Here is a 19679-nt window from a genome sequence, read left to right on the forward strand (position 1 = left end):
CGAAACTAGCACTGCCCTTCCAAGCATCGGGGGATTTGTTTACAGAAAACGATCCCCGCGTGTCGCCTGCCCCGGTAACCAGCAGCCACCTCGACCGGAACCCTTGCCCGCCCCGTTCTCGTCGACCTTCCGTGACAACTCCAACACCTTGAACCTTGGTAGGGTGGCCCCTTGCCATGGCGCTTTCGACGCTAGACTTTCATAGTACACATTACTGAAATTATTTCAGTTGGATCCCCGGAGCCATAGGAACATGGAACAGGCCACTCTGAACACCGACGTAATCGCCACCTTGAACCTTCCCGCATACCCGGAGCTGAGTGACCTGGTGAGGACTGTTGAAGGGAAGTACGGTAAACGCCTGGTCTTCGAGGAAAGCACTGCCGACAGCCTCGGGGAGGGTGTCACCGGGCAGTGGATCGATACTCCCAACCAGGGCATTGTCCGCTACCTGAGCGGCCCCAGGGCATGGAGCGTCCACGTCGTGTTGCATGAACTTAGCCACATCCTGTTGGGCCACCAAGGGAAGCCCCTGGACGGGTTGATTGCAGGGTCGTTCTTCTCCGGCATCGGGAAGCGGAACGGTGTCAGCTGGATGTGCCGTGCAGTGGACGTTCCTCTAGATGAGGCTGAAGCCGCTGCCGAAAATTTGGCCTTTGGCTTGGCGCGCGTGCTGCACGCCACTCCCGTGAAGGAAGCCACGAAGGCTGAACGAGTGTTTGGCCTATGATTGCTGCCGCATTTTGGATTCTGGTGGCAGTACTTGTCTTTCGCCTGTACTTCATCGCTCGTTGGGGCGCCTCAAGCTCCTTTCTCGGCGCGATCGGAATCGGTGTTCTCGGTCTTTTTTCGACAGGTGTAGTCATACCCGAGGCAATTCTTGATGCCGCCCTTGGGAGCGTGAACGTCCTTCACCTTGTTCGCAATTTGTGCGTCACGGCTGCGGTCTGGCTAATACGGGAAGGGATCTTCGCCGCCTACTCTCGGGACGAGAGCTACCGCTCCCGTTTCAGCCACAGACCCCTTGCTGCGGTCCTCGGAGCGACCGCGATCACCGTACCGTTCCTGTGCCAGCAGTTCGTCCCGACTTCGCTAAGTTTCGTACCGGAAAATGTCCACCAGTTGCCCGTCATCGTCTACGCCGGCACTTACATGGGCATTTTGGCCTCTCTGGCTGTCTCGGTCCTTCGGATCTGCGTCAGGCCTCAGGAAAGCCTGCCCGTCCGCGTTAGCTCCCGGGTCGTTGCGGCCGGGATGGCTCTGGTTGCAATCGCGTCTGTCGAAGAGATCGCATACATGAGCGCCATGCACATTGATGTGGGCAGTTCTTCTTTACGCCAGGTCTTGTACGCGCTCTTCAGTCCGCTGTTCTACGGCGGGGTACTGCTGACTTCTCTTGGGCTGGGAATTCCACCGATCGTCAAGGCATGGCGTCGTTTACAGCTCTGGGACCGGGCCGCATTGGTGTTTCTTACGGCTACGCTGGGCAAAGACTACTGGGGCCTCTCTCATTCGGCGTGGATCGCGGGCGTGATAAGCAGCGTCTGGATGAAACACCCTTCCGCGGGCCTGTACGAGTACGTTATTCGCTCCAGCGATCATAAGGTTGCCCTCTCGGGGCGATCCGCCCCCCAATTTTCCGGCCGTGTCCTGGACGCGGTACAAGCTCGATTTGATGGTGGCGTTGGTTCTTTGGAATCGATGCTGCCGGTAAAGGCACCTCAGTGACAACAGCAACCGCGCCCCAGACCCCAGAGCGGTCCTCAACGGCAGTCGGGCGTGTGGCCCGGTCCGCGACCGAGATCGCGCAGCCACCTCTGGTGCTATCCTTCCTGCTGGTTTTGGCTTCTCTGCTCAGCGATCAGTGGATGGTCTCAGTCTGGTCGGGGATTATTGCTGCACTTTCAATCTGCTTGGTGCCTTTTGCGGTTGTCTTGATCCTGGCGAAAAGAGGCCGACTCACGGACCACCACGTAGGCGATAAGAAACAACGCCGGCCGGTCATGCTCTGGACTTTGGGTTCGGCGCTGCTAGGCTGCGCCATCCTCTCGTTGATGGACGCACCCAAGCCTGTCTGGGGGCTAATTGGCGGCATTATTTGCGGGATTGTGGCCCTCATTCTGATCAGCCCCATCTGGAAAATATCGGGTCATGCGATGACGCTGGGTGGTGCGACCGTGTCTTCTGTACTGATGTTCGGCTGGCTAGGGCTTCCCTTCGTCGTGGCTGCCCCCCTGGTCTGCTGGTCCAGGGTCTATCTCCGGGATCACTCAGCGCCTCAGGTCATTGCCGGATTTATAACCGGCATCGTCGCCTTCGGAGCCTCATATACTCTCATTGTCGGCTGATGTTCACGTGCTATCCCACACGGCCGCTGAGGCCGGACACAAGGCCTTGACGATGACGGACTTAGAAGGAGGGCTTTGACCTCGCTACTGCTGGCAGGGCCCCGCACTCGCAATCTGGCCGCCCGCGCTGGACTGGAGCAGGATCACGCGTGAAATCAAACGACACACCCATGGATCCTCGCACCGATAAAGAGGTTCTTGCATCGAAAATCCAGCTCCTTTTGGACATCGTTCATGCTAAAGATGCGGACAGCTTCACGTACGAAGATGTGCGTCAGGGTCTGGCGGAGCAAGGGCTAACGCTCACGAGAACACGCTGGCACAGGCTGCTGGCCGGCTCTCCTGATAACCGGTGGGACCCGGCACTACTGAAGGGTCTGGCGTACTTTTTTGACGTTGACGAGAATTACCTGCTTCAACGCAGCGGTCCTATCCCGGAACGGGTGGAAGCCGAACTTCGCCTCATAGAGGCCTACCGGATCGCCGAGGTTGAGCACTTCGCTGCGCGCGTTCTTGGAGAAGTGAACATCGACGCGCTTCGTGCAGTCACTGAAGCCCTTCGAAGCCTTCCCCCCAGGCCAGAGAAAAAGTCCAAATAACTGAAAAATTTTCACTACTGAATATTTTTCAGTAGACTTTTGAGCATGACATGCTCCAGGTGCCCGCTACGGCCTGATCATGCCCATTGAGTGGCATAACAGGTGCGGCCCCTACGACAGTTTGGGGGGGTAGTAGGGGCTGCACCCCCGCAGTCCGTATGTTGCGGCGGCTTCGTTCCACCGTTCTAAGGCGCCCGCCTTTGGCCTCCGATGACTTCTCACCAAAGCCAGCCGGCGCGAACAGTCCGCTTCGGTTCCATGGCATTCGGAAGTCATTCTCCCTCCAAGTACCTCATGTAGTTGATGCCCTGCTCCCGCAACCTTTCCAGGTCGATGGAGTACTGGACGCGATGTCCGCTTCGGACCGCAGCCTCGCCCGCAGCCGACACCAGGCCCTCTGTCTCAAGTGTCTTTATGTGCGCATAGACCTGCCGGTAGTCCACGCCGATGCGTTTTGCGATGCCTCCTGTGGTGTCGCCGCCCGGATGCTGTGCCAGGTCCCGGATCACGGCCGCACGCAAGGCGTTGGCATTGAACACGATCAATGCTTGTCCGGCTTCTGCGGGCTGTCCTGGGATGGGTTTATAGGTGCGGGGCATTCGTCAATTCTCACCCACCTCTGCGCCCGCATGAAGCACGTACATATTTTTAGTGATGCTAGCATCATGTTAAACATGATGCTTATTTGCCCGATGGACGGAGAGGGGCCCAATCGTGAAACTGCCCAAGCCGCTGAGCATTGGAAGCGCAGTCGTGGTGCCAATGGCGGTGTTTTGTGTGGTGTTCTCCCTGCTCCTGCTGCTAGGACCCACGAAGCCCGCGGCCGCCGACTGCGGGCCGGCAATGTCGGTCTCCATGGATGCCGACACCAAAGTCGCCGGCTACACCCAAGAGCAGCTGAAGAACGCCGCCTCGATCATGGGGGCTGGTAAGTCTTTGAACCTTTCCGTGAATGGTCAGATGATCGCGGTGATGGTTGCCCTGGGCGAATCCGGCCTTCGCGTTTTGGACAACGGCGACACCGCCGGTCCCGACTCCCGCGGCCTGTTCCAGCAGCGCGGCAACGGCGCGTGGGGATCCTATGAGGACCGCATGAACCCGACCACGAGCGCAACGAACTTCATGAAGGCGCTGCAGGCGGTGCCTGGGTGGGATTTGCTTGAGCCGACCATCGCTGCCAACAGAGTCCAGCGCAACGCCGACCCGTACCACTACCAGAAGTACTGGCCCGAGGCCGTGAAGCTCATCCAAGCCCTCTCCACCTCAAAGTTCTCCCTTCAGGGAAGCGAGTGCGGGATTCCCGGCCAGTCAGGTGCCGGGAACGACTACCCGTGGAAGAACTCACCGACCTGGATGCAGGCCGGGGCCACCGCCGTCAGCACTTCACCGTTGGGCATGTATTACCGGGAGTGCGTGGACTTTGCCCTGTGGCGGGTCAACCAGCAGATGGGATCCACGAGTGCACCGTTCAGGTTCCTCAACAGCAACTTCCGCACCGATGGTCAGGGCCTGGGTTCGGCCCTGACGTGGAAGGACGGATGGGACTCCAAGGGCTGGCCCACCGGCCGCGCACCCAAAGTCGGTGCCGTGGTCTGGTACGCGCCCGGGGCCGGGGGAGCGGACCCCAACTTCGGCCACGTCGGCGTCGTGAAGGAAGTCAAGGACAACGGCACCTACGTCGAAGAGGGCTACAACGGCAACCCGGCCCCGGATGACCACAACTACTACACCCGGACCGTGTCCAACACGGTCCCCTCAGCCTTCCTGTACCTGCCCATCCAAGGGGAGACGAAGTGAAGAAGCCCCTGACCCTGATCGCGGCGGCGCTGCTGTGCGCGGCCTGCGCCCCTGCCGCCTCCACCGGGACCACACCCGCGTCCTCTTCCAGTGCCAGCCCCACCCCCTCCACCCCAGTCTCATTGAGCGCCAACAGCGGCCCCCAGGCACCCGGCGGCACGGTACCGGCCACCACCGGCATCACGTGGGACCAGACCAGCAAGGACGCCGCCGTCGACGCGGCCGAGAACGCGATGACCGACTTCGCCCGGCCCACCCTGGACGAGAAGCAGTGGGCCAACGACCTGGCCCGCTGGCTGACGCCTCAGGCCACGGCCGACTACTCCTCCGTGGACCCCTCCAATATCCCAGCCTCCCGCGTCACCGGAGCGGCCACCTTGTCCGTCGATGAGGCCAACGGCTACGGCGCGACCGCCGCCGTCCCCACGAACGCCGGGACCTACACGCTGCAGCTGCTCCGCACGGGCAAGGACGCTCCGTGGAAGGTCAACCGTCTCACCCCGCCAGCCTCCTAAAAGCCACTACCTTTCCCCTTCTCACACCTAAGGAACAAGCCGATGGGTACAACACCGACGCAAGTTATGGCCTTCCCCAGCATCAAGGCCATCGTCCGCGACAACGGCACCGCCGAGGTCATCGTCGCGGGCAACTCCCGCATCGTTCCCGCCGGGGAATCCCTGCAGGACCTTCGCAACAACGCCCTCGCCCTGGTCGTCGGCGAAGCTCAAACGCTCCAGCGACCGGTCCGGGTCCAGATCGAGGACCCAGAGGGCCACGGCGAACTCATTGTCCACCCGGACAACAAGCTCGAATCCGTCTCCTATGAACCCCGCACGGCCCGTCGCCGGGCCGAGACCCCCGCCACCACCCCGGAGACCGCCGCTCCCGCCGTCATCGAAACCACGCCTCTTACGGCACCGAAGCCCGCCAAGCCTGCCGAGACCGCGCCGCGCCAGCCGTGGCCGCCCGCCGCCTCGAACGTAACGGAAGCTGCAGTGGAGGAGCCGGCTCCGACGCTGCGCAGCCTGAAGGACACCTCCTTCCTGGTCAGCGCCCCGGTCCTCGAGCCGGCCACCCAAGGCTGGCGCGGCGCGCTCACACGCCTGGGTATCCGCATGAACCCCTCCGACGAAGAACTCTCCGAACGCGAGGACATCCGCACGGTCAGCCAGCACTGGCCCGGCCCGCGCACCATCGCCGTGGTCAACCGCAAGGGAGGGGCCAACAAGACCCCCACCGTCGTCATGCTCTCGGCCATCCTCGCCCGCTACAGCGGCGCGGCCACGGTCGCGTGGGACAACAACGAATCCCAGGGGACGCTGGGCTGGCGGACAGAAAAGGGCTCCCACGACCGCAGCGTCCTGGACCTGATCGATTCCTCGACCGAGCTGCTGTCCCCGTCCACGAACGCGGCCGAAATCGCCAAGTTCGTTCACCACCAGACGGCCGACAAGTTCGATGTCCTCCGCTCCGATGAGAACGAAGAAGGCGACCACGAAGTCACCGCGGAGGAAGTCGATATCGCCCACCAGGTCCTGACCCGGTACTACCGGCTCGTTGTCATGGACTCGGGCAACACCGCCCGCGCCGCGAACTGGCGCCGCATGATCGACCACACCAACCAGCTCGTCGTCCCTGTCACCGCTATCGAGGACCGCGCCGAAGCCGCCCGGCTGACGCTGCAGACCCTCGAATCCCGCGGCGGCCACGACGCGGAGCTTGCCCGCAACGCGGTCGTGATCGTCTCCGAGTCCACCGACGCGAAACGGTCCATGAGCGGGGATGCCCTGAAGCGGGCCAAGGACGAGGCAGAGCGGATCGCCAAGGGCTTCGAACCCTTCGTCCGCGCCGTCGTCCGCATCCCTTACGACCCGGCCCTGGTCAACGGACCCATCCGGTACGAAGCCCTCCAGCCGGCCACCCAGCGGGCCTGGCTCGCCGCGGCCGCCGCCGTCGCCGACGGCTTCTAACCACCCACTCAACGGACATTCGAAAGGAGGACCCATGCAGCAGACCCTTAACCCCTGGATCAGCCGCCCCGCCGCCGAGACGGAAACTCCAGAGACGGAGGTACACACGCCGCCGGCGGCAGCTATTACCGCTCCGTTGCGGGGCATGGTCGAACCCGACGCCGCCGACCGGCTGGGCCGCAGGACCGTCGCCGGAACCGCAGGCCTCTGGATCACCGGCGCGCACGGCGGCTCCGGGGAAAGCCGGCTCGCTGACCTCCTGGACGGGGCACGCGCCACCGGACACTGCTGGCCCGTTCCGCAGGACGGAAGCGCCCCGAAGCTGCTCCTGGTCTGCCGCGCCGATATGCGCGGACTGACCGCGGCCCGCAGCGCCCTCACTCAGTGGGCGTCAGGGGCAGCTCCGGCCGTTGACCTCCTCGGCCTTGCCGTCCTGGCCGACGCCCCCGGCAAGACGCCCAAAGCCCTTCGCGACTTCACCGCCATTGTCGGCGGGGGAGCGCCCCGCCTCTGGACCCTGCCCTGGGTCGAGGCCTGGCGGCACGAAGACACCCCCAGTGTCCCCTCGGCCCGCGAATACCAACGCTTCACCACCGACATAGCTGCACTCGTAGCTGACACCCGCACCACCAAATGAAAGGTCTCACCATGAACTCCCTGGCCCGCTTGGACTCAAGCGTCATCCCCAACCCGACCCCCGTTGTACCGGCCCAGGCCGGCGGCCTGCTCACCATCCTGAACTGGGCCTCAGGCATCGGCCTGGTCCTCGGCGTCCTCGGCGTGATCATCGTCGGTATCGGCATGGTCATTCAGCTTCAGCGCGGCGAGGGAGCCCAGGCCATCGGCAAGCTCGGTTGGGTACTGCTGGGCTGCATCATCATCACCGGCGCCTCCGGCATCGTCCAGGCATTCGCCTAAACCACCACCACACGGGAGGTTCACCATGAGCCAGTCCACCGAAAGCACCCCCGGAGCCAGCCCCTTCACCAAACCCGGGTTCATCATCGCTGCGGCGCTGGTCCTGGCGCTCCTCGCGGCCACCGTCGTCATCTTCCTGCTCCCCAAGGGCGACACCACAGCCCAGCCCGCCCCAGCCTCACCCTCGTCCAGCACCTCTTCACCCTTGTCAGCTCCGGCGGACGCGGCAGGCAAAAGCGTTTGCGGGCTGCCCTCCAGCACAGACACGGCGCTGGGCGCTGCGCCGAAGTCGAAGTGGGAGCTTGTCGGAAAGATGGCTACGCCCACTGACCCTAAGACCTTCGGTCCCGGGCTCACGGACTCGACCGGCTTTAGGTCCTGCTTTGCTCACTCACCTACCGGCGCCCTCTATGCGGCTGTGAATCTTGTCGCCCTAGGGTCCTCTAAGTCACAGCAGATGAATATGGAGCTGGCGGACAAGCTCGTTGTCCCCGGCGTCGGGCGGGATGCGGCTAAGCAAGAGGCATCAACACTGGACCCCACTTCCGGCGCGACGGACACCGTTCAAGTTCGCGGTTTCATGCTGAAGTCGTACTCGGCCGCTGACGCCAACGTTGACCTGGCTTTCCAGACCGCCGGCGGAAAGCTCTTCCACGCCGTTCTTCCGCTTCAGTGGCTTGATGGGGACTGGAAAGTCAAGGTTTCCGACGACGGGCAGCTCATCAATGATGTGGCCGCGCTCAGCGACATGAGCGGCTTTATCGCATGGGCGGGTGCCTGACGTGGCCGACTGCGCACCCCTGGATCTGATCTGTAAGGGCGGCAACGCGGTATCCGGGATGCTCAACGACGCCATGACCAACATGGCGAAAGCCATCTTGGAAGGTATGAGCCAGATGGTGACTACGCTCTCCACTTTCTGGGTCAGTATGCCAACAGCCAACCTCGCATCTCAGGACGGAATCACGGCCAGCCCCGTGGTTGGGTTCGTCAATTCCGAACTGGGCTACTGGACTCTGTCCCTGGCAGTTCTCTCGGTCATCTTGGGGGGCACCCGGATGATCTGGGAGCAGCGTGGGGCGCCGCTGAAAGACCTGCTCAGGTCCTTGCTCACCCTGACGCTGGTCTCCGGGCTTGGCCTAGCGGTGATCTCCATTCTGGTGATTGCTGCCGATGCCTTCTCAGCCTCGATTATTGACCGAGCCACGGATGGCAAGGGATTCGCGCAAGCGATGGCCATCCTGGTCATGACAAACCAAACCGGCGTGGGCGTCTTCATTCTCATCATTCTGGGTCTGGTCGGTCTGCTGGCATCACTGGTGCAGATTGTCCTCATGATCGTCCGTGGCGGCATGCTGGTCATTCTGGCCGGCATCCTTCCCACCACCGCAGCCTTCACCAACACTGAGATGGGACGCCAGTGGTTCCAGAAAGCCATCGGCTGGACCATCGCTTTCATTCTCTACAAGCCCGCCGCGGCCATCGTCTATGCGGTGGCTTTCAAGCTCATGGGGTCCTCCGGGGGCAATGTCCTGCTGGGGTCCATTACGGGCTTCGCCTTGATGATTGTCGCGCTGCTGGCACTACCGGCACTGATGCGATTCGTCACCCCAATGGTCGGAGCTGTCGCTTCAGGTTCCGGCGGAGGAGCCGGAGCAGCTGTAGGTGCCATCGCCACCGGCGCTGTGTCGATGGGACGTTCCGGCAGTGGCCGCGGTAATGCGTCCCCCACGCCGGCCAGTCAGCCCGGCCTGGGCGGGGGCGCACGGGGCAGCAAGGGTACCGGCGCTAGCAACGGTGGCAACGGTAAAAGTACGCCCGGGTCGATGGGTCCCGGCGGGGCACCTGGGAAGGGCACCCCCGGAAGCGCTTCAACCGCGGGAACTGGCGCCACCAGCGGAGCCGCAGGAGCAGGTGCCGCATCGAAGGCGGCAACCGTTGCCGGCCCTGCCGGCATCGCCGTCGCCGCCGGCGCGCAGGCAGCATCAAGGGCCTCTCAGGCCGCACAGCAAACCGCACAGGACTCAACCGGGGAGGCCCCCAGTGGCAGCAATTAACACCGAATACAAAGAACCGTCCTACGGCAACTGGCGGGTTCCACGCTCAGCCGGCCTCGGTAGCCTGGGAGCCATCGGCACCGGCATTGTCATGGCCGGTCTGCTGGTCGGAATTATCACCTTCGCCATCTGGGGCCTGCTCCCGGGTCTGAGCGTCCTCGCCGTCGCCGGCGTGCTTGTGCTGCTGCTGACGGTTAAGGACAAGCACGGGCAGTCCATCGTGGACCGCTTCGCTACGCGCATGAACTTCCGCCTCGCCCGGTCCTCCGGAACGAATCTCTACCGTTCCGGCCCGCTTGGGGTCACCGAATGGGGCATGTACCAGCTGCCAGGACTGGCCGCGAAGTCCACACTGTACGAATTCTCCGACTCCTACAAGCGTCCGTTCGCCCTCCTGCACGTCCCGGCCACGAACCACTTCACCGTCATCTTCTCCACCGAGCCCGATGGCGCGTCCCTGGTTGACCCTGAACAGGTCGATGCCTGGGTGGCGAACTGGGGCGGCTGGCTCGCCGGCCTCGCCGACGAAGCCGGGCTGGATGCCGCAGCCGTCACTGTCGAAACCGCGCCAGACTCCGGCTACCGTCTCCGCAACGAGGTCGAGATGAACATCGACCCGAACGCCCCGGCCTTCGCCCAGGCAATCCTGCGCGAAGTCGTGGACACCTACCCGGAAGGCTCCGCAACCGTGCGGGCATGGGTTTCCCTGACGTTCAACGCCTCCCTCCGGTCTGGATCAAAGAAGCGCACCCCCGAGGACGTCGCCCGCGACCTGGCCTCCCGCATTCCGGGTCTCTCGGCCCGGCTGCAGTCCACCGGTGCCGGTATCGCCCGGCCCATGTCCGCGCAGGAACTCTGCGAGGTCGTCCGGATCGCCTATGACCCGCCGGCGGCCCTGATCATTGACGAAGCCCACGCCGCCGGTTCCCCTGTCTCCCTGAGCTGGGGCGAAGTCGGTCCCACTGCGACCCAATCGAGCTGGGACGACTACCGCCACGACAGCGCATTCTCCGCATCTTGGACGATGACCGGCGCGCCCCGCGGCTCCGTGAACTCCTCGGTACTCTCCCGTCTCCTGGCCCCGCACGGGGACATCGACCGCAAGCGCATCTCCCTGCTATACCGTCCGATGGACTCGGCCCGCGCCGCGGCCGTGGTCGAACGGGACCAGAACAACGCCAACGTCCGCATCACCTCCGGGACCCGCCCCTCGGCCCGCGCCTTGGTCGATGCCCGGTCCGCCGTGCAGACCGCCCAGGAGGAAGCCCAGGGCGCGGGCCTGGTCAACTTCGGCATGGTCGTCACCGCCACCGTCACCGATAAGGAACGCCTCGCGGACGCCGTTGCCGCCATCGAGCAGACTTCCGGCACCGCCCGGGTGCTGCTGCGCCGGGCCTACGGATCCCAGGACACAGCCTTCGCCGCGTCCCTGCCCCTGGGACTGGTCCTGCCCAAACACAGCATGGTGCCCTCCGAGATTAAGGACGCGCTCTAATGGCCCGCATGCGCCTTTTGACTGCAAAGAAGTCAAAGACAGTAAAGGAACCAGCGGCGCGTCCGGAGAAGCGCCCCGCCCGGGACGCCGGCCCGGGCGCGCGCGGCTGGACCGGACGCGGCGGCGGCATGGCCGCGCTCGTTCCTTCCGTCACCGAATACCGCGGCACCACTGTTCAGGTCTGCGGCCTGTGGCCGTTCTCCTCGGGCGCGTCCTCACCCATGATCGGTGTGCCGCTGGGCCGGCACGAGGAAACCCAGGCCACCGTCTGCTGCGACCCGATCAGCTGGTTCCAGCGGGCCCGCCTGATTTCCAACCCGTCCGCCTTCATCCTCGGCAAGCCGGGCCTGGGCAAGTCCACACTGGTCCGCCGCATGTTCTTAGGGCTAGCCGCTCAGGGCGTCAACGCCCTCGTCCTGGGCGACCTGAAAGGTGAGCACGTCAAAGCCGTGCAGGCCTTGGGCGGACAGGTCATCAAGCTCGGCCGCGGCGTCGGGTACCTGAACATCCTCGATCCCGGCCAGGCTGTCGAAGTCGCACAGCGACTCGAAGATGCCGGCCACCACGAGGCCGCCACCCGCGTCCGCGCCGACGCCCACGGCCGCCGCCTGAACATGGTCGTCTCCCTGATCACCATCAGCCGGAACAACCCGCCCTCGGACCAGGAACAGACCATTCTCGACCGCGCCCTCCGCGTCCTCGATGACCGGTTCGACGGCGTCCCTGTCCTCAAAGACCTGCTCGACGTCATTGTCTCCGCCCCCGACGAGCTGCGCCAGGTCGCCCTGGACCGCGGCGATATCAACGTCTATCTGAAGGAAACCCGGGCGCTGGAGGCCACCTTGCTCGGCCTGGCCGGCGGCGGGAAGCTCGGCGAAATCTTCTCCCGCCAAACCACCAACCCCATGAGCCGGGACCGCGCCGTCGTCTTCGACGTCTCCACCATTGACGAGACCGAAACAGACCTGCAGGCCGCCGTGCTGCTGGCCTGCTGGTCCTACGGCTTCGGTACGGTCAACGTCGCCAACGCCCTCGCTGACGCCGGCCTCGAACCGCGGCGGAACTACTTCGTCGTCCTGGACGAGCTGTGGCGGGCGCTGCGCTCGGGCAAGGGCATGGTCGACCGGGTCGACGCCCTGACCCGGTTGAACCGTTCCGTAGGCGTCGGGCAGATCATGATCTCCCACACCATGTCCGACCTGCTCGCACTGCCGGCAGAAGAGGACCGGATGAAAGCCCGCGGCTTCGTTGAACGCTCCGGCATGGTCATCTGCGGCGGCCTCCCCGCCTCAGAAATGCCGCTACTGACCCAGGCAATCCCGCTCTCGCGGCAGGAACAGCAGAAACTCATCTCCTGGCAGGACCCGCCCGCCTGGGACTCCCGCGGCGCCGACGTCGAACCCCCGGGCCGCGGAAAGTTCCTCATCAAGGTCGGCGGCCGCCCGGGCATCCCGGTCCAGATCGGCCTGACCTCCATCGAACGGGCCGAGGGCCTGAACGACACCAACACCCGCTGGCACGAACCCGCAGCCCCCTTGATGGACCCCGCGGCCGCGGAGCTGCCCGCGACAGGAGACGCACTGTGAGCGCACCGAACCGTAAAGGCATGGGCCTGGGGGACGCGATCCTGGTCTGGCTGGCTATCGGCTTCATCGTCATCCTCGGCGGCGGAGCGTACGCCGCCGTGCACATCGGCTCATGGATGGCCGGCCTGCCAACGCCTCCGGGACACCCCATCGACCTGATCGCCGGCCTCGTGAAGGGCAAAGTCATCTGGCCGGTGCAGGCGACCGTCGTTGTGGCGGTCATGGCCGGCCTGGTCCTCGCCCTGGCCGCAGTCGTGTTCTGGGCTTGGCGGAAGGGTGCTTCCAAGCGTGCCCGGGTCGACAAAGCCGCCCGGTATCTCGGGCGCGGTAAGAACCTCACTGCGTTTTCCGAGAAGGGTGCCCAAGCCACCGCAGACCGGCTGGGCGTCGCCGGCAAGCCGGGCATCGTTGTGGGCAAGGTCGTCTCGACCGGGCAGACGTTCATTCAGTCCTGGGAAGACCTGAGCCTCGATATTTGGGGCCCCCGTACCGGTAAGTCCACTTCCCGGGTTATGCCGGCAATCCTGGACGCGCCGGGCGCTGTCGTTTCTACTTCGAACAAGCGGGACGTCGTTGACGGCACCCGCGGCGTCCGTGCCGCCACCGCACCTGTCTGGGTCTTTGACCCGCAGAAAATCGCCCAGGAAGAGCCGGACTGGTGGTGGAACCCGCTCTCCTACGTCACCGACGAAGAGAAGGCCTACAAGCTCACCCAGCATTTCTCCGTCGGCTCACGCGTCCCGGGGTCCAAGCCGGATGCTTACTTCGATCCCAAGGCCGAAGACATTCTCTCCTCCTACTTCCTCGCCGCTGCCCTTGGCGACCTGCCAATCACGCAGGTCTATTTCTGGGTCACCGGGCAGGTCAGCCAGGAACCAATCGAAATCCTGAAAGAGTACGACTACGAGCTGCAGTACCGGGGCTTGGAATCCACGCTCAAGCTCGCGGACAAGCAGCGCGACGGTATCTTCGGCACCGCCGAGAAGATGATCCAGTGCCTCAAGAGCCGCAACACCCTCCGCTGGGTCGCCCCCACCGGAGGCGCGACGGTTGCCATGGACGCCCGCCGGCAGTTCAACCCTCACGCCTTCGCCGCGTCCCAGGAAACGATCTACATCCTCTCCAAAGAAGGTGCAGGGTCCGCCGCTCCGCTCACCACAGCCCTGACCGTCGCCATCGCAGAAGCCATGGAAGAACGGGCGGAGCGCAGCGGCGGACGGCTCCCCAAGCCAGCGCTGTTTGCTCTGGACGAACTGGCCAATGTCGTCCGCTGGGCCGGTCTGCCGGACCAGTTCAGCCACTACGGCTCCAAGGGCCTGATCGTTATGGGCATCCTGCAGTCCTGGTCCCAGGGCGTCGAGCTGTGGGGGGAGGCGAACATGCGGAAAATTTGGTCCGCCGCGAACGTCAAGGTCTACGGCGGCGGCGTCGCCGAAGAAGGATTCCTCCGCGCCCTCTCAGACCTCATCGGCGACTACAGCTACACCAACGTCTCCATCAGCTCCGGCAAATCCGGGTCCAGCCGTTCCCGCCAGGAAGGGAAGGAACGAATCTTCGACGTCTCCAACCTCGCTGAGCTGGACCGCGGACGCGCCGTCGTCCTCGCCTCCGGCGCCCCCGCCACCCTGGTCCGCACCATGCCCTGGTACACCGGGGCACACAAGGACGCCGTTGAGGCGTCCATCAAGCAGTACAGTCCCCGCCCCGAGGATGAGCATGTCCCGGCCGCGGCCGCTACGGGCACCAACCCTTGGGTGACGGGCTAAGAGGGTCTGAGATGACTACCGAAATCGGCCTCTTCGGCTCACTCGACCCCGAAACGCCGGGAGATACCGCAGCGGAGGATCAGAAGGCACCGCAGCTGGTTTACGGCTCGGCCGAGGACTTTCTTCACGAGCAGCTGCTGCCTACCTACGTCCGCGACGTCGACGGCCGCGCCGCCAAATGGTGCATCGAGTGGTACTTCCATCCAGAAGCCGTCAGCCGGATAGAAGCCCTGTGGCGGGCATGGGAACACCTCAGGCTCGACGGGGCGACGGGAATCAGCGTCTGGTACAGAGACCACGCCGACCACCACATGAGCGTGCTCCTGGACCCCCGCGGGCCGTTCTACAAATGCGACATGCAAAAACACCGCGACCCTGAACACCTCGAACCAAAACGGGCACCTGAGGGCTGGTTCCCGGATGCGAGGGCTTAGCACAGCAGGGGGTATGGGGCGGGGGGCGCACGGCCGAAGCCCCTGCTCGAGTGTCATTGAGCGGGGGCTTCGGGCTAGGGATACCTATGCGGGCTGGCCGGAGAGTCCGTAGGCTTCGTCGTCGGACGCGTGGGGGATTTTCATCTCGAAGGTCTCCGTGATGGAGGCGTAGTCGTGGTAGCCCATCCTGGCCAGGGGCCGGATTTTCGGGATATCGAGCCGCCCATCGACGGTGAGGACCTCGTCGTTGATATGAATCCGTTCAACCTGTGCGAAGACGATGTCGATGGTTCCAACGTTCGAGTTACCTGTCATTCGGTGGGTCGAGAGGTACCTGCACTCAAAATGGACAGGGCTTTCGGCCACCATGGGTGTGGGGGAGAGCTCGGCATAGCGCTTCGTGACGCCGGCGTGGTCAAATTCGTTCTCCTCGAATGGCAGGGCCATGGCGCTGATATTGACCGCTTCGCGAAGGTCGTAGGTGGCCATGTTCCATACGAACCAGCCGGTTTGCTCTGCGTTTAGGACGGTGTCTTTCCTGCGGCCGTCCGGGTACTGGTTGGCGGAGAACATCACCATGGGGGGATCGAAAGTCAGGTTCTGCCACTGACTGTAGGGGGCCAGGTTCTCCACGCCGTCCGGGCTGATGCTGGAGAGCCAGCCGATGGGTCTGGGGACGGTGCAGCTTTTGAAGGGTGAATATGGCAGCGGGCTGCGTTCAAGTGCGGGATCGTATTTCACGGGGTTTCCTTGGAGGTGGTTGCGGCTGCGGGGAGAGTGACTTCACGGCGCTGTTCCGCGATGGAGTCGGGGGCGGGGAGGGGTCGTCTGCGAACGTTCCGGGATGTGGCGTAGTAAAGGCCGCCGGCGACGACGAGGCCGATGAGCCAGGCAATCTCTGCGCCTCCAAGCAGGTTGGCGATGGGGCCCACGTAGAGCGAGCTGTTCATGAATGGGATCTGGATGAGCACGCCGATTGCGTACGCGAGGAAGGCGCCTTGGTTGAAGCGGCCGTATTCGCCGTCACGGAGGAAGAGCTGGGCGATGTTGTACCGCTCCTTGCGGACCCAGTAGTAGTCCACGAGGTTAATGGCCGACCAGGGTGTCATGAAGTAGAGCAGGAACAGCAGGAAGTTTGTGAAGTTGGTCAGGAAGTTGGCGGTGGCGGCTAGTGCAATTGCCAGGGAGACAGCGGAAATCACCACGACGTAGAGCGAGCGTTGCCGCGGCCCGACCCGGTTCTGTCCGGTGAGGCTTGTGATGATGGTGGCGAGCGACATGTACCCGCCGTAGGAACTGAGGGTGTTGCCGGTGAGCTTGCCCAGGATCACGGCGAGCAGGACCAGCGGCCAGATCGCCCCGCCTAGGCCGGCGAGGTATCCGACCTGGTCATGCCCGAAGGCTTTGCCGCCAAGGGCTGCCGCCAGCGCGCCGAGGATCATGGCCAAGGAGCCGCCAAGGACGCTGCCCAGAAAGGTCCAGCCGATTGTGGCCCTCTTGGGGGTGTCTTCGGGTAGATACCGCGAGTAGTCCGCGATGTAGGGGCCGAAAGTCAACTGCCACGATGCGGAGAGGGAAATGCCGAGGACGAACGCCGCGCCGTCAAAGGCGTTCGTCTCGACCGCCGCGCCGATGTTCCCATCGGTGATGATGCGGACGAGCAGGATCACGAACACAACGGCGCTCAGGACCGCCGCAATGTGCGAGAACTTGTGGATGTAGCGGTATCCGATGATCGCCAAGGTGGTCGACATAAGTGCGAAGATCGTGGCGCCCATCTGCGGGGAGACCCCGAACAGGGTACCGATAGCCTGACCGCCGAGGACCAAGCCTGTGGCGTAAAAGCCAACATAGATCATCAGCGCCAGGACGAGCGGCAGGATGGCGCCGAAGTAGCCGAACTGCGCGCGGCTCTGAATCATCTGGGGGACCCCGAGCTTGGGGCCCTGTGCTGAGTGCAGTGCCGTAAAGAAGCCGCCCACAGCGTTACCGAGGATGATGGCGGGAATGGACCATAAGGCGCTGTTGCCCAGGATCACGAACAAAGCGCCCGTCACGACCGCGGTTATGGATGTGTTGGCGGCGAACCATATGAACAGCAGGCTACGGGGCTTTCCGTGCCGTTCTTCGGGTGGGATGAAGTCAATGGAACGCCGCTCAACGGTGACGGTCTTCGCCATTGCTGACCTCGAATCTGTAGAAAGTTGGGAGGCTCGGAGTAGCCTGCGTCACACTAGTATGCGACCAATATATCGGTTGTGCAATGGGGTCGGTTAGAGTTGTTTCATGATGCAGCAGGGAAAGGCCGCACAGGCCTACGAGGAGATTGAGCGGCTCATCGTGTTTCAGGAACTGACACCTGGCTCACTCGTCTCCGAGGCCGTCCTAATGGAAAAGACGGGCCTCGGCCGGACCCCGGTCAGAGAGGCTCTCCAGCAACTGGCCCGTAACCGGCTCGTTGAGATCCATCCGAACAAGGGTGTCCTCGTCCCGCCTGCATCCGTCGAAGCTCAGTTGCGCATGCTCGAGCTCCGCCGCGTGCTGGAAGCCCTGGCCGTGAGACTGGCATGCCAAACAGCAACGAACAACGACCGCGAGGCCATGCACGAAATGGTTCAGCTGCTCGAAGCTGACCGGTTCACACTCCGGCAGTACCTCGAGACGGTCAAGGAAACCCACCTGATGATCGTCAACGCAAGCCACAACGAGTACCTGGCGGATGCCATGGCGCCCCTTCAGGGCCTTTCACGCAGGTTTTGGATCACCCACGTTCGTGATGAACAACCTGAAATCAGTCAGGGCTCACGCCTCCACGCCCGCATCCTCCACGCAATTCTGGACCGCGACTCGGAGGGCGCGGAGAAGGCAAGCCACGCCCTTAACGACTACCTGGTGGAGTTTGCCTACCGGACAATTCACACCCGGGCCGGCTCTTCATGACAGGGTTTACCCACAGCCCTGCCAGGCTGGTTCCCGGACGTGCGGACCATTCCCATCTAGAATCCGGCAGCTAAGGATCTGTGGCCAAACCAACGGAGTACTTCGCAACTACTCTTCTGGCGGTGAATCTTCGAAACCGATCTCTCGTCAAGCTTGAGCGCGCAGCCGTGTACGTATGAGAGACGCCCTCGTCATCGGAGCTGGATCGAGGCAGACAGCCTCGGGCGGGTCACGTCGCCCGTGGCCGTCGCTTTGTACACCTTCGACGATCTCCGCGCGGCGGAACATCAGGCACTGCCCGATGAAGACGCCTCCTCGGCGCCCTGGAGCGGGCCGAACCCGACATCGCCGAGGCGTAAACCGATAGCCCGCCCAAATGCTTTTACTGGGCAATTTTCGGCGGCGATAACAAAGACTATCTCGATTCAAAAAATGGATATCGTGGCTCCGTCAGAAGAGACTACGGCAGAATATCGCGTCGGTGGTGGCCATGGACGGGGCGGTGGATGTACTTTTGCTCCATGCTGACAGGATTCAAGAACTTCATCATGAAGGGCAACGTCGTAGACCTTGCCGTCGCCGTCGTGATCGGGGCCGCCTTCGGCGCCGTTGTCACGGCCCTAGTTCAAAGCGTTCTCATGCCGTTCATCGCGGCATTGGTCGGTTCACCGAACTTCGATAGCTTCGCCGTCGTGACCCTCAACGGAAACGACATTAAATTCGGTGTTCTGCTCACCGCGATCGTTAACTTCTTGCTCGTGGCGGCAGCTATCTATTTCGTTATCATCGTGCCCATGAACCACATGATCGAGCGCCGCAACCGGCGCCTGGGCATCCAACAGGATGTCAAGGAAGAAGCGGCCGAAGACCCGCAAATTGCACTCCTCACGGAGATCCGAGATGCCTTACGGCAAGACCGTCGGTCCTAATCAAGCCTCCGCCCCAAAACCTCGCCAATATCCGCAATCAAGCGATGTTGTACTGGGCAAGGTTGCGGTAGCGTGCTCTTAGGGTTCAGGAATGCATCCTGGCACTCCTACGGCCGCACGTTTGGCTTTGTTGTTTTCGTCATCAATGAAAGGACATGAAAGTGGCTGTTTCGATTGAACTTGGCAAGGCATTGGACAAGGCCTACGAGAACTCGACTCTGGACGAAGTCTTGTCGGCTCCGCCATCGGCACTCGCCGGCCTGACCGAAAAGCACGACGAACTGCTTGCCGGCATGGGCATCAAAACCCTCAGAGATCTGGGAAGCAACAAGTATTTTGCTACGGCCGGCGTACTGGTCGCGCTCTCCGGCAAGGTCGGTTGACCCTGCAGCAGGAAGAACTTCCCAGCACGATCGGAACCTAGCAACTACCCGTTGACCTGTTAGCCTGCCAAACGTATTTTGATAGGGATCGCCCGGCTCAACCACTGGGCATCACCTCCTGAGCCGCCCCGCGCATGACGTTAGCCCCCTAGCTAGCGCGGGGCGGCTCCTCCACCGTCGGATGACTTCTTGGCGCCCGGTCCAACGCCGTTCGCCAACTTCAAGGATCGTCCGGACCGAGGACGGCCGTCCAAGAAGCGCGGACAGCCCGGATTCCTCGCAGGCGGGTGGTCGCCAGCCCTGCGGTAGCGATGGCCTCGGCCCCTCCCTGGCCGGTTCCTGCTAAAACGGCTTCTCAGTCGATCGGTGAGAGGCTCTTACCGAGCAGGACCGCTCTTGGTTCTTTTCGCACCGATGACCTCACCTGCGCCGGTCGTCCTCGCTGTGGCTACACCCG

Annotated in this window: 21 protein-coding genes; 18 read left to right on the forward strand and 3 right to left on the reverse strand. The window is 63.3% G+C overall.

Features of this window, described 5'->3' with window-relative positions; all coding sequences use genetic code 11:
* The first annotated feature begins 253 nt into the window (after positions 1-253).
* The 4 genes from ACFUCU_RS15300 (at position 254) to ACFUCU_RS15315 (ending at position 2947) form a co-directional block, all read left to right on the forward strand.
* Positions 254-730 carry a hypothetical protein gene (locus tag ACFUCU_RS15300; protein WP_377973332.1) on the forward strand — a complete coding sequence of 159 codons (477 nt, stop codon included), beginning with the start codon at positions 254-256 and terminating at the stop codon, positions 728-730.
* Positions 727-1728, forward strand: a complete 1002-nt coding sequence (locus ACFUCU_RS15305; RefSeq protein WP_377973333.1) for a hypothetical protein — start codon at positions 727-729, stop codon at positions 1726-1728. The genes ACFUCU_RS15300 and ACFUCU_RS15305 overlap by 4 nt, the downstream gene beginning before the upstream one ends.
* The gene (locus tag ACFUCU_RS15310; RefSeq protein WP_377973334.1) at positions 1725-2348 is read left to right on the forward strand and encodes a phosphatase PAP2 family protein; all 624 of its coding nucleotides are present in this window, start codon (positions 1725-1727) and stop codon (positions 2346-2348) included. The genes ACFUCU_RS15305 and ACFUCU_RS15310 overlap by 4 nt, the downstream gene beginning before the upstream one ends.
* A gap of 149 nt (positions 2349-2497) precedes the next feature.
* Positions 2498-2947 (forward strand): hypothetical protein, encoded by a 450-nt coding sequence (locus ACFUCU_RS15315; RefSeq protein ID WP_377973335.1) that lies wholly within the window; start codon positions 2498-2500, stop codon positions 2945-2947.
* A 272-nt stretch (positions 2948-3219) separates the two neighbouring features.
* Here ACFUCU_RS15315 and ACFUCU_RS15320 read toward each other — a convergent pair whose 3' ends face one another.
* The gene (locus tag ACFUCU_RS15320; protein WP_377973336.1) at positions 3220-3546 is read right to left on the reverse strand and encodes a helix-turn-helix domain-containing protein; all 327 of its coding nucleotides are present in this window, start codon (positions 3544-3546) and stop codon (positions 3220-3222) included.
* A gap of 163 nt (positions 3547-3709) precedes the next feature.
* Between ACFUCU_RS15320 and ACFUCU_RS15325 the strand changes: the two genes are divergently transcribed.
* Genes ACFUCU_RS15325 through ACFUCU_RS15375 form a run of 11 tightly spaced genes read left to right on the forward strand, consistent with a single transcriptional unit; the run spans position 3710 to position 14970 of the window.
* Positions 3710-4744 carry a CHAP domain-containing protein gene (locus tag ACFUCU_RS15325; RefSeq protein WP_377973404.1) on the forward strand — a complete coding sequence of 345 codons (1035 nt, stop codon included), beginning with the start codon at positions 3710-3712 and terminating at the stop codon, positions 4742-4744.
* Positions 4741-5259 carry a hypothetical protein gene (locus ACFUCU_RS15330; protein WP_377973337.1) on the forward strand — a complete coding sequence of 173 codons (519 nt, stop codon included), beginning with the start codon at positions 4741-4743 and terminating at the stop codon, positions 5257-5259. Before ACFUCU_RS15325 ends, ACFUCU_RS15330 begins: the two co-directional genes overlap by 4 nt.
* Positions 5260-5301: 42 nt before the next feature.
* Entirely contained in the window at positions 5302-6714 is a 1413-nt protein-coding gene (locus ACFUCU_RS15335) for a chromosome partitioning protein ParA (protein ID WP_377973338.1), read from the forward strand.
* Positions 6715-6748: 34 nt separating this feature from the next.
* Complete coding sequence (locus ACFUCU_RS15340; protein WP_377973339.1) at positions 6749-7351, forward strand: DUF6668 family protein; 603 nt, start codon at positions 6749-6751, stop codon at positions 7349-7351.
* 11 nt (positions 7352-7362) lie between these two features.
* Entirely contained in the window at positions 7363-7632 is a 270-nt protein-coding gene (locus ACFUCU_RS15345) for a hypothetical protein (RefSeq protein WP_377973340.1), read from the forward strand.
* A gap of 25 nt (positions 7633-7657) precedes the next feature.
* A complete protein-coding gene (locus tag ACFUCU_RS15350; RefSeq protein WP_377973341.1) occupies positions 7658-8413 on the forward strand; it encodes a hypothetical protein in 756 nt (251 codons plus the stop codon).
* Between the two features lie 58 nt (positions 8414-8471).
* Positions 8472-9689 (forward strand): hypothetical protein, encoded by a 1218-nt coding sequence (locus ACFUCU_RS15355; protein WP_377973342.1) that lies wholly within the window; start codon positions 8472-8474, stop codon positions 9687-9689.
* Entirely contained in the window at positions 9676-11184 is a 1509-nt protein-coding gene (locus ACFUCU_RS15360) for an SCO6880 family protein (RefSeq protein WP_377973343.1), read from the forward strand. The genes ACFUCU_RS15355 and ACFUCU_RS15360 overlap by 14 nt, the downstream gene beginning before the upstream one ends.
* Entirely contained in the window at positions 11184-12770 is a 1587-nt protein-coding gene (locus ACFUCU_RS15365; RefSeq protein WP_377973344.1) for an ATP/GTP-binding protein, read from the forward strand. The genes ACFUCU_RS15360 and ACFUCU_RS15365 overlap by 1 nt, the downstream gene beginning before the upstream one ends.
* Positions 12767-14536: a type IV secretory system conjugative DNA transfer family protein gene (locus tag ACFUCU_RS15370; RefSeq protein ID WP_377973345.1), complete on the forward strand. Its 1770-nt coding sequence runs from the start codon at positions 12767-12769 to the stop codon at positions 14534-14536. Before ACFUCU_RS15365 ends, ACFUCU_RS15370 begins: the two co-directional genes overlap by 4 nt.
* Positions 14537-14547: 11 nt before the next feature.
* Complete coding sequence (locus ACFUCU_RS15375) at positions 14548-14970, forward strand: DUF4913 domain-containing protein (protein ID WP_377973346.1); 423 nt, start codon at positions 14548-14550, stop codon at positions 14968-14970.
* A gap of 84 nt (positions 14971-15054) precedes the next feature.
* Here the strand turns inward: ACFUCU_RS15375 and ACFUCU_RS15380 are convergent, their stop codons facing one another.
* Together ACFUCU_RS15380 and ACFUCU_RS15385 are read right to left on the reverse strand one after the other, a co-directional pair.
* A complete protein-coding gene (locus ACFUCU_RS15380) occupies positions 15055-15711 on the reverse strand; it encodes a flavin reductase family protein (protein WP_377973347.1) in 657 nt (218 codons plus the stop codon).
* Complete coding sequence (locus tag ACFUCU_RS15385; protein WP_377973348.1) at positions 15708-17150, reverse strand: purine-cytosine permease family protein; 1443 nt, start codon at positions 17148-17150, stop codon at positions 15708-15710. The genes ACFUCU_RS15380 and ACFUCU_RS15385 overlap by 4 nt, the downstream gene beginning before the upstream one ends.
* Before the next feature lie 106 nt (positions 17151-17256).
* Between ACFUCU_RS15385 and ACFUCU_RS15390 the strand changes: the two genes are divergently transcribed.
* The 3 genes from ACFUCU_RS15390 to ACFUCU_RS15400 all read left to right on the forward strand — a co-directional run bounded on the left by ACFUCU_RS15390 (position 17257) and on the right by ACFUCU_RS15400 (position 19222).
* Positions 17257-17910 carry a GntR family transcriptional regulator gene (locus ACFUCU_RS15390; protein ID WP_377973349.1) on the forward strand — a complete coding sequence of 218 codons (654 nt, stop codon included), beginning with the start codon at positions 17257-17259 and terminating at the stop codon, positions 17908-17910.
* A gap of 521 nt (positions 17911-18431) precedes the next feature.
* Entirely contained in the window at positions 18432-18839 is a 408-nt protein-coding gene (gene mscL / locus ACFUCU_RS15395) for a large conductance mechanosensitive channel protein MscL (protein WP_377973350.1), read from the forward strand.
* Between the two features lie 161 nt (positions 18840-19000).
* Positions 19001-19222 (forward strand): hypothetical protein, encoded by a 222-nt coding sequence (locus ACFUCU_RS15400; protein ID WP_377973351.1) that lies wholly within the window; start codon positions 19001-19003, stop codon positions 19220-19222.
* Positions 19223-19679 lie beyond the last annotated feature (457 nt).

This window comes from Arthrobacter sp. NPDC057259 (genome assembly GCF_042668995.1).
In the GTDB taxonomy this organism is placed as follows: Bacteria; Actinomycetota; Actinomycetes; order Actinomycetales; family Micrococcaceae; genus Arthrobacter.

Bases quoted from the DNA above. Each gene is read 5' to 3' on its own strand.
- ACFUCU_RS15300 (WP_377973332.1), top strand. From the start codon at position 254: ATGGAACAGGCCACTCTGAACACCGACGTAATCGCCACCTTGAACCTT.
- ACFUCU_RS15305 (WP_377973333.1), top strand. From the start codon at position 727: ATGATTGCTGCCGCATTTTGGATTCTGGTGGCAGTACTTGTCTTTCGC.
- ACFUCU_RS15320 (WP_377973336.1), bottom strand. From the start codon at position 3,546: ATGCCCCGCACCTATAAACCCATCCCAGGACAGCCCGCAGAAGCCGGA.
- ACFUCU_RS15325 (WP_377973404.1), top strand. From the start codon at position 3,710: ATGGCGGTGTTTTGTGTGGTGTTCTCCCTGCTCCTGCTGCTAGGACCC.
- ACFUCU_RS15335 (WP_377973338.1), top strand. From the start codon at position 5,302: ATGGGTACAACACCGACGCAAGTTATGGCCTTCCCCAGCATCAAGGCC.
- ACFUCU_RS15340 (WP_377973339.1), top strand. From the start codon at position 6,749: ATGCAGCAGACCCTTAACCCCTGGATCAGCCGCCCCGCCGCCGAGACG.
- ACFUCU_RS15345 (WP_377973340.1), top strand. From the start codon at position 7,363: ATGAACTCCCTGGCCCGCTTGGACTCAAGCGTCATCCCCAACCCGACC.
- ACFUCU_RS15350 (WP_377973341.1), top strand. From the start codon at position 7,658: ATGAGCCAGTCCACCGAAAGCACCCCCGGAGCCAGCCCCTTCACCAAA.
- ACFUCU_RS15355 (WP_377973342.1), top strand. From the start codon at position 8,472: ATGCTCAACGACGCCATGACCAACATGGCGAAAGCCATCTTGGAAGGT.
- ACFUCU_RS15365 (WP_377973344.1), top strand. From the start codon at position 11,184: ATGGCCCGCATGCGCCTTTTGACTGCAAAGAAGTCAAAGACAGTAAAG.
- ACFUCU_RS15375 (WP_377973346.1), top strand. From the start codon at position 14,548: ATGACTACCGAAATCGGCCTCTTCGGCTCACTCGACCCCGAAACGCCG.
- ACFUCU_RS15385 (WP_377973348.1), bottom strand. From the start codon at position 17,150: ATGGCGAAGACCGTCACCGTTGAGCGGCGTTCCATTGACTTCATCCCA.
- ACFUCU_RS15390 (WP_377973349.1), top strand. From the start codon at position 17,257: ATGATGCAGCAGGGAAAGGCCGCACAGGCCTACGAGGAGATTGAGCGG.
- mscL (WP_377973350.1), top strand. From the start codon at position 18,432: ATGCTGACAGGATTCAAGAACTTCATCATGAAGGGCAACGTCGTAGAC.